Origin of the sequence: Rummeliibacillus sp. G93 (genome assembly GCF_023515935.1) — a bacterium.
Lineage (GTDB): Bacteria > Bacillota > Bacilli > Bacillales_A > Planococcaceae > Rummeliibacillus > Rummeliibacillus stabekisii.
The window spans coordinates 1,432,216-1,447,367 of the sequence record NZ_CP097314.1 but is presented as its reverse complement, the minus strand read 5'-3'; the positions used below and the strand labels follow the sequence as shown (position 1 = coordinate 1,447,367).

The 15,152-nt window shown below is 36.7% G+C and carries 15 protein-coding genes; 2 read left to right on the top strand and 13 right to left on the bottom strand.

Translation table 11 applies throughout. The features are described from left to right. Positions 1-97: 97 nt before the first annotated feature. From M2M59_RS07260 to M2M59_RS07235, 6 genes are all read right to left on the bottom strand, one after another. On the bottom strand, positions 98-703 hold the full coding sequence (locus M2M59_RS07260) for a hypothetical protein (RefSeq protein WP_249775868.1): 606 nt from the start codon (positions 701-703) through the stop codon (positions 98-100). 175 nt (positions 704-878) lie between these two features. Beyond that, entirely contained in the window at positions 879-2,951 is a 2,073-nt protein-coding gene (locus M2M59_RS07255; RefSeq protein ID WP_147193578.1) for a catalase, read from the bottom strand. Positions 2,952-3,270: 319 nt separating this feature from the next. Further along, entirely contained in the window at positions 3,271-3,540 is a 270-nt protein-coding gene (locus M2M59_RS07250; RefSeq protein WP_147193579.1) for a DUF2087 domain-containing protein, read from the bottom strand. A gap of 28 nt (positions 3,541-3,568) precedes the next feature. Continuing rightward, positions 3,569-4,066 (bottom strand): DUF1648 domain-containing protein, encoded by a 498-nt coding sequence (locus M2M59_RS07245; RefSeq protein WP_249775867.1) that lies wholly within the window; start codon positions 4,064-4,066, stop codon positions 3,569-3,571. Positions 4,067-4,216: 150 nt separating this feature from the next. Next, a complete protein-coding gene (locus tag M2M59_RS07240; protein ID WP_147193581.1) occupies positions 4,217-4,996 on the bottom strand; it encodes a YqhG family protein in 780 nt (259 codons plus the stop codon). A 32-nt stretch (positions 4,997-5,028) separates the two neighbouring features. After that, the gene (locus M2M59_RS07235) at positions 5,029-6,555 is read right to left on the bottom strand and encodes a DEAD/DEAH box helicase (RefSeq protein WP_249775866.1); all 1,527 of its coding nucleotides are present in this window, start codon (positions 6,553-6,555) and stop codon (positions 5,029-5,031) included. Between the two features lie 203 nt (positions 6,556-6,758). On the opposite strand from M2M59_RS07235, the gene M2M59_RS07230 reads away from it, so the two are divergent. Then, positions 6,759-7,103 carry a hypothetical protein gene (locus M2M59_RS07230; protein ID WP_147193583.1) on the top strand — a complete coding sequence of 115 codons (345 nt, stop codon included), beginning with the start codon at positions 6,759-6,761 and terminating at the stop codon, positions 7,101-7,103. Between the two features lie 374 nt (positions 7,104-7,477). On the opposite strand, the gene rnz is transcribed toward M2M59_RS07230, so the two are convergent. The 4 genes from rnz to M2M59_RS07210 all read right to left on the bottom strand — a co-directional run bounded on the left by rnz (position 7,478) and on the right by M2M59_RS07210 (position 11,037). Further along, positions 7,478-8,425, bottom strand: coding sequence for a ribonuclease Z (rnz, locus tag M2M59_RS07225; protein WP_249775865.1), 948 nt, complete (start codon positions 8,423-8,425; stop codon positions 7,478-7,480). Between the two features lie 3 nt (positions 8,426-8,428). Continuing rightward, positions 8,429-9,676: a DNA polymerase IV gene (locus M2M59_RS07220; protein ID WP_249775864.1), complete on the bottom strand. Its 1,248-nt coding sequence runs from the start codon at positions 9,674-9,676 to the stop codon at positions 8,429-8,431. Positions 9,677-9,774: 98 nt separating this feature from the next. Next, a complete protein-coding gene (locus tag M2M59_RS07215) occupies positions 9,775-10,605 on the bottom strand; it encodes an MBL fold metallo-hydrolase (RefSeq protein WP_249775863.1) in 831 nt (276 codons plus the stop codon). Between the two features lie 90 nt (positions 10,606-10,695). Continuing rightward, the gene (locus M2M59_RS07210; protein WP_249775862.1) at positions 10,696-11,037 is read right to left on the bottom strand and encodes an exocyst complex component Sec10; all 342 of its coding nucleotides are present in this window, start codon (positions 11,035-11,037) and stop codon (positions 10,696-10,698) included. A gap of 114 nt (positions 11,038-11,151) precedes the next feature. Here M2M59_RS07210 and M2M59_RS07205 point away from each other — a divergent pair, with 114 nt between their 5' ends. Then, positions 11,152-11,778: a LysE family transporter gene (locus M2M59_RS07205; RefSeq protein WP_147193588.1), complete on the top strand. Its 627-nt coding sequence runs from the start codon at positions 11,152-11,154 to the stop codon at positions 11,776-11,778. Here the strand turns inward: M2M59_RS07205 and M2M59_RS07200 are convergent. From M2M59_RS07200 to M2M59_RS07190, 3 genes are all read right to left on the bottom strand, one after another. After that, positions 11,775-13,151 carry an amino acid permease gene (locus M2M59_RS07200; protein ID WP_249775861.1) on the bottom strand — a complete coding sequence of 459 codons (1,377 nt, stop codon included), beginning with the start codon at positions 13,149-13,151 and terminating at the stop codon, positions 11,775-11,777. The two genes, M2M59_RS07205 and M2M59_RS07200, sit on opposite strands and share 4 nt — an antisense overlap. 179 nt (positions 13,152-13,330) lie before the next feature. Then, a complete protein-coding gene (locus M2M59_RS07195; protein WP_150284237.1) occupies positions 13,331-13,801 on the bottom strand; it encodes a chemotaxis protein CheW in 471 nt (156 codons plus the stop codon). Positions 13,802-13,814: 13 nt separating this feature from the next. After that, entirely contained in the window at positions 13,815-14,936 is a 1,122-nt protein-coding gene (locus M2M59_RS07190) for a M20/M25/M40 family metallo-hydrolase (RefSeq protein WP_249775860.1), read from the bottom strand. Between the last annotated feature and the right edge of the window lie 216 nt (positions 14,937-15,152).

The window sequence follows — 15,152 nt, the reverse complement described above, 5'->3', positions numbered from 1 at the left end:
CGTTATCATATATTCAAAGTGTTGTCTAACTAGCTCAATTGCTAGAGGCTTTATTACAACTTAGTACCCAATAAAAAAAGACAGCATTAAATCAAAGTTACTGGTTTAATACTGTCTTTTTTTTTGAGATGCTATCGTCCAAACCAGCTATCCCATTTTGTTTTAAAATACTCTGTAATTTATGTTTAGTATTTTCATCTGTAACAATACATCTAACTGAAAAAAGCTGCTTTTTTATAACTAATTCGTATCCATTATTAATCTCCTTACTGTACCCGTAATAAGGATGGTTAAAGTCGATAGGTTGGAAGTTAAATGATTTCATTTTTCTCCAAGGAATATATTTGTTTCCTAGTATTATGCCTTTCTCAACTATTGCAAATAGATTAAGAAGATTTTTAATATTTACTACTGGGATAACAGCTAAAATAAAGGTATTGATTGAAAATAAATAACTATAGATTAACGCACCATATGCAAACATTAAAGCTATTACGTATAAGAACGCACTTCCTTTTATTCCCTTAAGGGATTGACGAGCATTTTTTCTCTGTGGAAATATTTTTATATTCTCTTGGTCTTGAATGGTTAATGGAAAAATTACAGGACCCTTCAATTTATATACAAGTCGTATAAAATTTGCAGTAAAGTAAAGGAGAACAGCTATTAAGATAAGATAAAGAAATAACATGAATAACATCATAATATTCACCCCTCGTATATGTATTATTTTAATTTTACCTTATTTTCCTTTATATAGAAACTAAAAATCCTCTTATCATTGACTGATAAGAGGAGCTATTTAATTCTAAAATTTATTGACTAAAAAGTAAATAAACTGGCTGAATTGTCAGCCAGTCTATTTATCTTTTATAATATTATGTGCGATCCCAGAAGCGTTCCATCGCAATTGCATTGACAAATTCTTTATGGAAGTTTGGATTATTTGCAGCAAATACTACGCCTGACAAGTTATTATTTTGAGTTGTAGGAATGTAAGCTTTACCTGTTGATGCTACTCCTATTGGTTTATAATGTTTGTAAGCTTCCTGAACGAATATGGCCATTTCGCCATCAAACATAGGTTGGTCTGTCGAAGTACCACCAACAACATATAGTGAATCGACTAAATATGGACTTGAAGTGAGGAACGTTTTATTGACCATAATTGACGTACCGTCATCTCCCTTAACTTCTCCAAGCTTATCACTAATAACATCCACAAATACGCCGTTTTCCTCTAGTGAACTCAACGCCTCAGATACTTCTTTTCCGTTGAATCCATTACCAATTAATACACCTACTTTACGTGTATAAGCTGAACTATTCATATTCGTATATTGACTTAGAGATGGGTAGCTTGTTTCAACTGGGACATGTGTACCACTTGGACGATCTACGCCGAGATTATCAGCAACAATATAGGCCATTTCTTGGTCTACGTTTACAAGTTGATCTACACATTGTTGGCGTACGGACTTGCTTAATACGCTACCAATTTGGAAGCTCAACGCTTTAATTGTATGTTGTTTTTCAATCTCCGTTAAACTATTCCAGAATATTCTTGGTTGTGTATAGTAATCAGTAAATGAATCACTTCTTGCTCTCGTCATGGTTCCGTCCACTTTTTGAGGATAATGTTCATAGCCTCCCTCTTCGATTGGTGTTGTATGAGGCGAACTATTACTTAATGAATTATTATTGTATTTTGCTTCGTCTACATCTATTGGATATCTCATAAAGCCTTGTTGCGAGTTATTATGGAACGGGCAGACCGGTCGATTTATAGGTAAATCTTGGAAATTAGAACTACCCAGGCGATGATATTGAGCACTTTGATAAGCAATTAGTCTACCTTGCAGTACAGGGTCATTAGAAAAATCAATACCTGGCACTACATTTGCCGGATTGAATGCAACTTGTTCAATTTCTGCAAATTCATTATCAACATTTCTGTTTAACGTCATTTTACCAATGAGTTTAACTGGTACAAGTTCTTCTGGCCAGAATTTAGAAGGATCAAGAATATCAAAGTCAAATTTGTGTTCATCCTCTTGTGAGATGAGTTGTACACCTAATTCGTATTCTGGGTATGCACCTTTATCAATTGCTTCTCTCAAATCTCGTCGATGGTAGTCAGGGTCAATCCCACCGATTTTTTGTGCCTCATCTTGCAATATTGAATGGACACCGAGTACTGGCTTCCAAACAAATCTAACAAATGTAGGAACACCTTCCTCATTAACAAATAAGTACGTATTAATCGCCCATGATTCCATCATACGGTAACTTCTTAAGATGCCTCGATCAGACATTACCCATAAAGCCATATGAAGAGCTTCTGGATTGTTTGCTACATAATCCCAAAACGTATCATGGGCACCCGCACCTGTTGGCATACCTGTTCGTGGTTCTGCTTGATATGCATGAATAACATCCGGGAATTTCATAGGATCTGTGTTAATTAATACTGGCATTGCAATGGATGTTAAGTCATAGTTCCCTTCTTCTGTATAGAATTTCACACCTAAGCAGCGTAAGTCTCTGGCTGTATCTTTAGATCCTCTGCTCCCTTGTACCGTTGAAAAGCGTACAAATAAAGGAGTCTTTTTGCCTGCCTCTTGTAAGAATCCCGCTTTTGTTAGGTCTTTCATCGATTCGTAACATTCAAATTCGCCATGCGCTCCATATCCTCTCGCATGTACCTTCCTTTCAGGTATAGGTTCACGCACAAATTTGGTCATTTTTTCAAAATAATAGTAATCTTGTTGCAAAGAAGGACCACGTTCACCTGCAGTTAATATTTCGGCGTCATTTACTACCTTTCTGCCTTGATTCGTTGTTAATGGTTTACCCATATTACTTACTCGATAATTTTCTAATTGTTCGTTTTTACTGTTTTCATTTACATTGGTTTTAATTGATTTATCTTGTGCCACAAAATCACCCATCCTATTTTTATTTTCTTCTACAATCTTGAATTTACCCTAAATTTTGGACAATAAACTTTTTCAATAGATATCGCCTGCCCAATAAATCGCTGTTAATATTAACTAGCTCACTATTTTTTACCCAGCTTAATTTTTCTGAAACGCATGTATACATAAATATTTAACTATCAAAATTTATTTTTTTAAAAATTAATTCTAGTGAAAATACAACCTGTAACTATCCTTCATACAATGAAGGTTTGCTATTATAAACAATTCATGTGTCTGAAACTATAATATAAAAAAGGACATGAGATGGGCTTCATGTCCTTTTTATTCATTATATAGGGCGTTCATCTGAATTGACTGTATATTGGCTGCCATCATTTGTTCTTCGCAGATAGTCATAATCCACCAAGTATCTTCTCAAAATAGCAAAGTCATCATACATTTGCTGTAGGTTTTCATTTACTTCTTTTTCTGTGTATATTTTATTTTTTTTAAAGCGTTGAATGATAATATCTAGAATCTGCAGTTTGTTTTTTTCTTTTTTAGGTATTGTCAGCAGCTGTCCTTTTTTAAAGTAACGCTCTTGGATAGTTTTATTCATAAGCATTTCCCCCTACTCCCTTAAATCTTTACTGGATTTTCTGTTGCCGTATAATACCCACAATTAATGGTATGAGTGTGCATGCAAGAACGGCAGGGAGAAACCATATACCAAACCCCTTCCACCATCCCATCGCAATGGAAACGGACTCAAATGCAATCAGAGAGAAAAGAATTAGGCAGATATTTTTTATTTGGTTGAGCATTTGCCTACTGATTAAGTAAAAACTTGTTGCATTTTCTTCGTTTATTCTTGCGGGGTAGTTATGGATTTCCGGGTGCTTTTCAATTGGCAACATAATAAGGAAGATTATCAAGCTTATCCCCGGCAATAAAAAAAGTTCCCATTTTGAGCCCATGCGGTCTACCTTGCCTGCTGCATTGTAATGGGCAGGGACCTGTTCCGGCAAGCGTCCCCATACAAGCACTAGAAAGATAATTGACCCAGCAAAGAACAAATAGCCAAACAAATCAAATATTTTTTCATTTTTAGTTTTAGGCAGGTGAATTTTTGGTCTTTTGCCCATGATGTTTCTTCTCACTCCTTTATTATGCTTTAGTTGGAATTTATGTATGTATAAACCAATTATAACACAATTGAATGAAAATTTCGTTTATATTTCAATAAACCCATACGAAAAAGCCCAATACAGCATAGTGTATTGAGCTCCAACTTCTTATTTCAAATAAAAGATACCGCCATTAATAATTTCACATTTAATCTTCGCCGCATACCGTTCCTCTAGTGCCTTTTTTTCGATTTCGTAGCACTCAGGCTTATCTTCTACATCATTATAGAAGTAATCGAGAACTCTTTGATCTCTAACCCATTTTTGTTTTGCTTTCTCTGCCCAATTATGGTCATCGCCTTGGATGATATTATAAAGTAACTCATCAAGTCGTTCTATTCCTCTGAGCGGTTTTATAATATATTGTAACGGAAACGCAGCATCCGGTCTTTCCGACACAAATGACAGCTCTTGAATCTGTTCATGGAATTGTTCGATTACCTCCCCAGTCATTAAATTCAAGCCGAAAGAAAAAAGCATTTCTTTTGTTTGATCACAGTAATAGGAAACTTTATAGTTTACACCGAGAAAAGGTGTTAAAAATATTTGGTCCTGATTATCATCAACAGCTTCATATAAATGGACATATGCACCGAGTTGCTGTGCTACGCGAAAGATTTGATTAAGCCGATAAGAACCAAATCGTACGATCTCCCCTTTTACATCTTCCAAAACTTCTTCGGGATGTGTAATACATGTGAGTTGAGCAGGACAAGGAACACCATTCGTACTCTCAACATATTTCCAATAATAAGGCCGATTCATAATTCGTTTGTCCATGTCGATTGTCAATTGAGCCGTAATATAATGAGGATGCCTTTCGATAATAGAACAGTCTGTTTCTTCAAAAAAATGGCTCAGATATTCGTTCACTTGCGAAGAATACATGCTTTTCCTCCTTTCTAAACATTTTCCTAAACCTAAATTGGATGTTTGTAAGTTAAGATATCGTCTAACTCCCCGACAACTTTTTCAAAAACGTCAATTTTCAAATGCAGGAGATCTAATATTTTTTGTTCAATCGTATCTGCTATTGCCAAATTATAGATTTGGACATCGTGTTCTTGTCCTAATCGATGAACACGACCGATTCGTTGTTCTAGCTTCATTGGATTCCATGGTAAGTCATAGTTAATAATATGGTGGCAGAATTGAAGGTTAATCCCTTCCCCTCCCGCTTCCGTTGCAATTAATACTTGCGCCTTTTCCTTAAACAAATATTTCATATAATCGCGTTTACTTTTATTATATTTACCATTAAATAGTACACTGGTTATGCCGTTATTATGCAAGAACCATTGAAGAAAAATCTGGGTTGCACGGTATTCTGTAAAGATAATCACCTTATCCTCGGCACTACGTACAATCTCTAACACTTTTTCAGCCTTAGCATTCGTTTGGAGTGCCATTAATTGTTCTATTACTTCTTCGACGAATGCAATTTCATCTTTCGTATTACAGTTTTTCATCATATTTTCTAGTGTAAGACATGTAGCTTCTTTACTGCTGCACATTTCTTTTTGCAATGTAATCATAGAAAAGGAGCCTGAAAAGACAGGTGAGATGTCTTTCAATTGAAGTATTAAATCATAAACTTCTCTTTCCTTTTCAGTAAATTTAACAGGGATATTATGCACTTTTCTTGTTGTCCATTCAATGCCTGTATCCTGACGCCTATTTCGGACCATTACTTGATTAACGAGTTCCTTTAGAAACTCGTCGTTTTCTAAATCATGCTTGCTCGCTTTAAATGATGATTGAAATACATCGAAGTTGCCTAGATGACCAGGTTTTAGAAGTGAGATGAGATTGAAGAGTTCAAATACGTCATTTTGAATCGGGGTAGCAGTTAATAATAGACAAAACTTTTTCTTTAAGCTTTGAACAAATTCGTAGATTTTAGTCTTATGATTTTTAAGTTTATGCGCTTCATCAATAATAATCATGTCATACGCCTCTGCATAGATAGCCTCTTTATGTGGACTTTTTTTGGCAGTATCCATACTCATGACGAGAATATCTGTATGCTCAATGGAAGTGTTCTTTCTATAGGGGATGGCCGGTATATAAAATTTACTCGTTAACTCATCAGACCATTGATTGACAAGAGATGCAGGTGCAAGAATTAGAGCTTTTTTAACAAGGCCTCTCATGAGGTATTCTTTTAATATTAAACCTGCTTCAATTGTTTTACCGAGTCCTACTTCATCCGCGAGTATAGCTTTACCGTTCATCCTTTCGATCACCGTCTGGGCGGCTTCTAGCTGATGTTCAAGTGGTGTTACGTTAGGCAAATATTTCAATGACTTTAAGCCAGTAAATTCAGTGATAAGATTCGTTTTAACAACATCGTAGCACATTTTGTACAGTTTCCAGCTATCCCACTGTTGTTTGTTGAGCCTTTCAGCGAATTCTTCCTCCCAATTAGGCGATTTTTCCACATTCATGCGATCACCTCTTATATTCTTTTGTCTTAACATGTGCCAATATCGCATAAACTATGTTATTTCCTTAATGAAATTAAGCAGGCATTAAACCAATTCCTTTATAGTCCACCTCATATACTAAAGAGAGGAAGGAAGCATAAACAATTATGTATTCATTTCGCTTTGATTATCCTTTGCATAATAAAAAAGGAGGTGTTTTTTGAATGGGTGGAAATAATAATTCAGAAAACAGAAGAAAAAGCAGCAATTCATCCTCTTCCAACTTCAAAAAACATCCGGCCGTGAATGACTATAGCTTAGAAGATTTAACCAGTGGTAAACCATTGGATGTCGTGGTAGCTGCTTTATTACTTTCAGGGAAGTTAAAAGTGGATGGAGTTCAATTATTCCGCGAATCACCAGCACTCATTGTGACATTAATAGGGAAGTTTGGAACTGGTGATGATAATAAAAACAACAATACAAAAAATTTTCCCCAAGGCACTAATGGATGGAACGATGTATTTGATGTTTTTCAACAACGTACACAAAAAGGTGATGATTCTTGAATAATAAATTTTTTGGAAGCGGAGCTTTTTCGAACGCTATCATGCTAGTGGTGTTATTGTTTTTGCTTATTTATGGAACAAATCGAGTTACAAGAGTACCTGTTATAATAGAATCTATATGACTAGACAACAGCACAAACAGTATCCAGTGAAATGAATATACTACTACTAATCCAAGTGATAACAGCCATGGCTTTGGTGAAGCCATTTGCGCGTTTATTCACCTGGAACAATTCCTCCTAAAATTTCAGGCAACGCCCTTTGTCTGGAAACTCAGAAATATACACTCCCACCTTTTTTCGGATACTTTGCCCAAATGAATATTTGGGCTTTTTCCTTTTTTCTGTAATCAACAAACACTCATCTATTCCATTTTATTTTTTTGATGTTTGTTTTAATTCTCCGTGTAGCCAGGTAAATTCATCGAGGTCCTTCACAATATAAGCATTCGGAATAATCTTTCTTACTTCATTAACCATTTTTGATGCGTCTTCAGATAAGTAACGCGCACTAATATGGTTTAGTAGCAAATTTTCAACCCTTGCTTTTTGTGCAACCTTTGCTGCAATTAGATTGGTTGAGTGCCCGTAAGCAGCCGCTCCTTCTTCAAGAGAAGCATCAAACGTACTCTCATGAATCAAAACATCGGCTTCTTCACTAAGTCTGACACTATTTTCAGAATACATAGTGTCCCCTAATATGGTGACCGTAAAACCTTTCTTAGGCTCTTCGGTGACTTCTATACTTCTGACAACTGTCCCATCCTCTAATACAATGTCTTCTCCATTCTTAAGTCTTCCTAATAATGGCCCTTTAGGTACGCCAAGTGCAACAGCTTTATCCATGAGAAGGGTACCCTTTTGCTGTTTTTGCTCAATTCTATAACCATAGCTTGGTACCACATGCTCTAATGGCATTGCCTTAACTATAAATTGCTCATCTTCAAATATAATTCCTTCATTCACTTCTACAAAGCGAATAGGATAACCCAAATGTGTGCCTGTAATTTTGAACGTAAGCAGAATCCATTCCTCAATGCCTTTTGGTCCATATATGGTTAAAGGTCCATCTCCTCCTAAAAAGGAGCGAGATCCAAGAAATCCAGGCAGCCCAAAAATATGGTCGCCATGCAAGTGTGTGATAAAGATTTTATCAATTTTACGTGGTTTAATTGTTGTGTGTAATACGAGGTGCTGGGTAGCTTCTCCACAGTCAAAAAGCCAAATAGTCCCTCTTTCTTCTAATAATTTGAGTGCAAGCGAGCTTACATTTCTTCCTTTTGATGGCATGCCAGCACCCGTTCCTAAAAATTGGATTTGCATCTATTATCCCCTCTCTCGATGATCATCTAAAAAATCTTTGCTAAAGCTTGTTTTTGATTCATAGGTAGTTTTTTTTGCATGTTTAATGCCTTTTGTAATCTTATCCTTGCCGAATTTATATTGCAATTCTTCAACAACTTTACGAATTGGCTCCTCTTTTGCGTATTTTTCATATGTAAAAAGAGATAGTTGTTCTACTGTATCTGACTGATCTACTACATTGCTAACTGTCACACCAAGCAGGCGTACAGGATTTCCATTCCAATGTTTTTCAATGAGGGAGAGTGCGATTACTTCAATATCTTTTTTCTTAAAAATAGCGTTTTGTGAAGTTTTGCTCCGTGTATAATTATGCCAATCTGCATCTCTAATTAAAATGGAGACCGTATGCCCTGCTAATTTCTTCGCATCCAACCTTTTAGCTACACGCGTACATAGTTCTTCTATAGCAGCTTGAAGCTCTGAAAGAATCATTAAATCAGAAGGAAATGTCACGGAGTGCCCAACTGATTTAGTGTCGTAAATAGAATTAGGATCGACTTCCCTTTGATCTATTCCTTGAGCTCTATTCTTCAATCGAAGGCCATTTTTTCCAAGATTCGCTTTCAATAAATAATCTTCGCTTCTCGCTAAATCGCCAATTGTTGCAATCCCGATTTCTTTTAGTTTGTTGGAAGTGCTAGATCCAACACCGTGCATCTCAATGACAGGCAAATGCCACAGCATTTTTTCAACATCGCGCTTCCGTAGGATTGTAATGCCCATGGGCTTTTTCATATCAGAAGCCGTTTTTGCTAAAAACTTGTTCGGCGCTATGCCAATTGAACAAGGCAAATCAAGCTCATGCAATATACGTGTTTGAATCATTTCCGCTAGTTGTATTGCTTCAATTCCATGTGCAATTTCCGTTACATCTACATAGCCTTCATCGATCGATACAGGCTCAACAAGGTCGGTGTATGAACGTAAGATATCGAACATCGCTTTTGACGCATGGCGATATCGTTCAAAGTTTGGTGGCAGTACAATAAGATTTGGACACTGTCTCTTTGCTTCCCATACAGCCATTGTCGTAAAAATGCCTTTTGCCCTTGCTTCATAAGAACAAGTAACGAGTATCCCTTTCCTTTCGCTAGGATTACCAGCAATGGCTACAGGCTTCCCCTTTAATTCAGGATGGTATGCTTGTTCAACAGAAGCATAAAAACTATTCATGTCAATATGAAATATAATCCTTCCACGACCATTCATACAATCCCTCCATCGATCACACGTTCTCTATTTAGTATACCAAATTTTTGAGTTTTTTTTCGATAAAAAAGCAAGCGAGATTTCCGCTTGCTGATGATTTATTGATTAGGCTTTGCATATTCAGCGTAATGATGGACAAGGTGATCCAGACCATCTCTTAATTCTTGACCTGACATTGCTACGCCGTGTCCTGTGATTGCCACTTCAGGCTTTAATTGTATTAACTTTTTTATCGACTTTAATGCTTCAGCAAAGTCTTGCGTCAGATATTTTGGTGGCCCGCTAATTTCCTCTTTTTGCGAAATCACACTTGTCAGAGATTCTTGCTTAACTGTTATAAACGCATCCCCTGCGATTAAGGCACGGTCTTTATCTCTGAAGAATGAGACATGACCTCGCGTATGGCCTGGTGTATGAATCCAGCGAAACTCGGGTAAGAAAGGCACACTCCCATCTGTTGGCAATGCTTGCACATGATTGCCTAAGTTAATCGCATCGTTCGGAAACATAGGCGACATTTTTGCAACTAACCCAGGATCTGAACTAGCATCGGGATGGGGATAATTCATTGCTCCTGTTAGGTAAGGCATCTCCAATTCGTGTGCATATACAGGGACTTCCCACTTTTCGATCAGTTCAATAATAGATCCGACATGATCGAAATGGCCATGTGTAAGAATAATCGCCTTTGGTTTATTCTCTTTGCCAAAACGTTCCTCTACCTCTGCTATAATCTTGTCAGCTTGCTTTGGAACCCCTGCATCTACTAGTACAAACTCATTGCTATTCGGCCCACCGACTAAGCAAATATTTGCAATCTGTGTTGTATACATATAAAGATCAGGGAGCACCTCGACCCCTTTTCCACTTGCAACGGAAGTAGCAGGGATGAATTTATAATCATTGCCATACTTCATCTCTTGTTCCATACTTAATCTCCTTTCTAATTCTGTTTGTGATCTATTACCCTTTCTTTCAGAAAAGAATCATTGCCCCCACTGCGTCCTTGGACATTAAATTTATTCTTCCTTTTTCCCTTGCTGCTCTTTGTTATCGTTCATTGAGCGGTAAACCATTGTCTTCATACTGCCCTGAACAACATTCTCCAAGAAAAATGAACCAACCAATTCTAAATATTTGTCATCATCGTACATTTTTTTATTTTGTAGTTCCATTTCAGCCAAGCCATCATATGTTGCTAAAAGTGCATACGTGTAATCTTCTCCAATAATCGGCAGTAGAATATCGACAATGTGATGATAATTTTCATTGCGGTATTTTTTTAATTCCTGTAAGTTCTCAACAGCTTCCTTGAATTTTTCTTGTTTCATTTCAAACGTTTGATAAACATATAGTGGCATTCTATTTTCAACTCCCTTTAATTAATTTCATCATAGATTCCTCTAAATAATAGTTGTAGAATGGACAGCTTTTGAATAGCATGTACTAAACACTTTTCTTGAAGGAGATACTTAATGGGGATTTTTTTTAGCTATATTTTTCTAGGTTTATCCTTAGCTGCACCAATTGGTCCTGTAAATGCGGCACAATTGGACAAAGCGTTGAAATTCGGTTTCTTGCATTCATGGTTCGTTGGTTTAGGTGCCATTCTTGCTGACGGGATTTATATGCTTGTCGTCTATTTAGGGGTTGTACAGTTTCTTGATACGCCTTTTATGCAAACTCTATTATGGTCTTTTGGATGTTTTGTGCTTATTTATACAGGCATTGAGAGTATGGTTAGTGCTGGTAATGTACAAGTTACACCAAAAAAAAATAACGCTTCATTGTCAAAATCTTTCTTCTCTGGGTTTTTTATGTCCATCTCAAATCCACTAACAATCCTATTTTGGTTAGGTATTTATGGTTCGATATTAGCAAAGACCATTTCCGAAAATGATAATATGCACATTGCCCTCTATAGTTTCGCTATCTTTTTAGGATTATTGCTGTGGGATGTGACAATGGCTTTGACTGCTAGTAGCTTTAAAAAATTTGTTGCTGGAAAGCTGTTAGTGGCCATTTCTTTCATTTCCGGATTATCTTTAATTGGATTCGGTCTTTATTTTGGCATTCAAGCCATAAAACTAATGTTCTTCTAAATGCCTTTTGGATAACTATTTACTTTCTTTTTAGTACCTTTTTTCTGAGTGAAATGGCGAATAATCAGCACAATTGCAACAAAGGCTACAAATAATAAACTCATATAAAAACCCATTCTTGTTGACTTATGAAGCAGTGTCCCGCTTATTGCTACAAGAATTAACGCCATGCCAACAAAGCGTTTGATATGATCAAAACTGGTTGCCTTCACGATCTTTGGCAAAGAAATTAAAATAAAAAGCCAATTGTATAAAAGCATAAGACCGGCGGCAGTAGTGATGTATTCATATACACGGTCTGGCATAATCCTTGAAAATATAATAGAAGCTATCAATCCACAAATCGTCAATCCAAGAGCAAATGTGGGCACTTTCAGTTTTCCTTGTTTAGAAAAGATTTTTGGCGCATCTGAGTCTTCAGACATCGTTACTAACATGCTTGTTACTGCAAATAATGATGCTGCCATTGTCGAAAAACCGGCGATAATAATAGCTCCGTTAAAAACATGTGGGAAAAACGATAGCTGGTATGGATCCAGTGCGATAGCAAATGGGCTTTCTTTTGCATTGAATTTTTCCAAGGCCGCTAACGAGGATGCGAGGAAAATGGATATTAGATAAATGGTTGTGAGTATAGCTAACATCACGTTGCCTGATTTCTTAACATCTTCTTTATTTTTTAGCCTGGTGGAGAGGATACCCATGATTTCAATACCGCCAAATGCATAAAAGCCGAATATAAGTGCACCCCATAGACCCATAAGACCATAAGGAGAAAATTCTTTTAAATTACTCGGCATGCTAAAATCATTTTTGCTGCCGCCAAATAAGCCGAATATAACTGCGATGGCCAAAATAATAAACATGAAAATCACAGCTACCTTAATGACAGCAAATATATTTTCAATTTTTTCAAATCCTTTCGTACCAATCACTACGACTAGCACACCGAGAATTGCATAAATTGATGCAAAAATCCATAAAGGAACAGAAGGAAACCAAAAACGAGTAAGTAATGACAGGGCAGTCAATTGACTACCGGTAATAAGAATTTCTGAAAACCAATAAACCCATCCGCTACTAAATCCTGCCCAATTGCCGTAAGCTATCTTTGCATACGAGCGAAATGAACCTTTTTGTGGATTATGCGCAGACATTTTACCGAGAGCATCCATTACAATATAAGTACCTAAGCCTGCTAAAATGAATGCAATCATAATAGACGGCCCTGTTTTTGTTATACCTATTCCTGACCCTAGAAAATAACCGGTCCCAATTATACTTCCTACTCCAACAAGTGATAGCTGCCACCAGGAGAGCTTCTTTTCCTTTTTATCATCGCTTTGCGACCCAATACGTGAAGGAATTTCCATCAGAATCCCTGCCTTTCTTATCACGCCTATTTTTAGCAATATAAATAGATTTATACGCTTTACTCTTGTTTGCTAAAAGAGGAAGCAGATTGGCTCATATCATCGCTATTGGTTGTATGAACTAAAAAACAAAAAGAGCCATAAGCAATGGAAGCTTATGGCTCAAATAATAATGGTTTTTATATTTGGACTTCTTCGTCTTTAAGGTGTTGCAAGTAAGCTTTAATATCTTTAATTCCTTCCAATGTATCAACTAGCACATCTGGCGAAATCAATGTAATCAATCGATCATCTAGGTTTGCTACTGCCTCAAAGAATTGAGTTTTGGCATAATTAACAAGCCCAACTTGTTTCAGAGCAGATTCTTCAATGTCTAGAATTTCTTTAGCATCCGCCACCATTAAACCAAATATTAATTCATCTGATTGAATGACTATCACTTTTGCAGTCGATAAATCGGCATTTCTCTGATATAAAATGCGCTCACAATCTAAAATGGGACGCAACTCGCCTCTAATCTTTGAAAAACCAACTAAATATTCAGGAAGATGCGGAATAGGCGTAATATGTTCCGCCTTTTCTATTGCGTCCACACGTTCAACCGGCACTGCATATTCTTCTTTACCACATGAAAAAACGATAACTTTCATATTTGCTTTCCCTCTATTTCACTTTAGCAGAACATTTTACGATTTCTACAAGAAGCTCAGCCAATTTTTCTAGCTCTTCAATAGGCATTCTTTCGGATGTTGTGTGAATATTTTCATAGCCCAATGCCAAGTTAACTGTTGGTATGCCAAAGCCTGCGATTACATTGGCGTCGCTGCCGCCACCTGATTGCATTAATTTTGGTTCACGTCCAATATTGCTTGCAGCTTCTTGTGCAATTTGTACAACTAAATCATCCGGACCAAATTTGAAGCCAGGATACATACGTGCAACTTCTACTTCTGCTTCGCCGCCCAATTCTTTTGCAGCTGTTTCAAATGCTTCCTTCATATGATTTTCTTGTTGAATTAACTTTTCTTCTACAAGTGAACGACACTCTGCTAATACAGATGCTTCATCACAGACAATATTTGTAGCTTTACCGCCTTCAAAACGACCGATATTTGCAGTTGTTTCAGAATCGATTCGGCCCAACTTCATTTTGGCAATTGCTTTTGCAGCTATAGTAATAGCAGATATACCTTTTTCAGGTTCTACACCAGCGTGCGCTGTTTTTCCTTTTAATGTAGCAAAGATTTTTGTTTGGAATGGAGCTGCTGTAACAATGCCCCCTACCTTACCGTCAGAATCTACTGCAAAACCATATTTAGCAGTGATTTTGTTAGGATCTAATTCTTTTGCTCCTTCAAGACCTGATTCTTCACCAGCTGTAATGATGAATTCGATGTCGCCATGCTCAATATTTTCTTCTTTTAAGCGTTTAGCTAATTCAAGCAGTCCAGCAATTCCTGCTTTATCATCTGCTCCAAGAATAGTTGTACCATCTGAATAAATATATCCATCTTCTTTAATTACTGGTTTAATACCTACACCAGGCACAACAGTATCCATATGGCATGTGAAGTAAATCGGCTGAACATCTGTTAATGAGCCTTTTAATGTTGCTATTAAGTTTCCTGATGCATGGCCGTTGCGGCTCGCTGAATCATCTTCAAAAACATCAAAACCTAATGCTTCTAATTTACTAATCAATACAGGCGAGATTTTTTCCTCATGATATGTTTCGGAATCGATTTGAACTAATTCCATAAATTCTTCTACAATACGGCTTGGCATGTTGCAAGACTCCTTTATTTATGTAATAAAAATGGTACTTTAAACCCTTAACTTACTGCGAAGTTCCTAATGAAAAATAACTGCCTTAACTGTTAGGATGGGTATGCTTTAAGCACAGTGGAAAAGTAATAGTCCCACTGTGTAAAGTTTCAATAAATAGTTTATCATAATTCAGTCCAAACACCTATGTAGTTGCCTCAGCAGGCAACATTAACA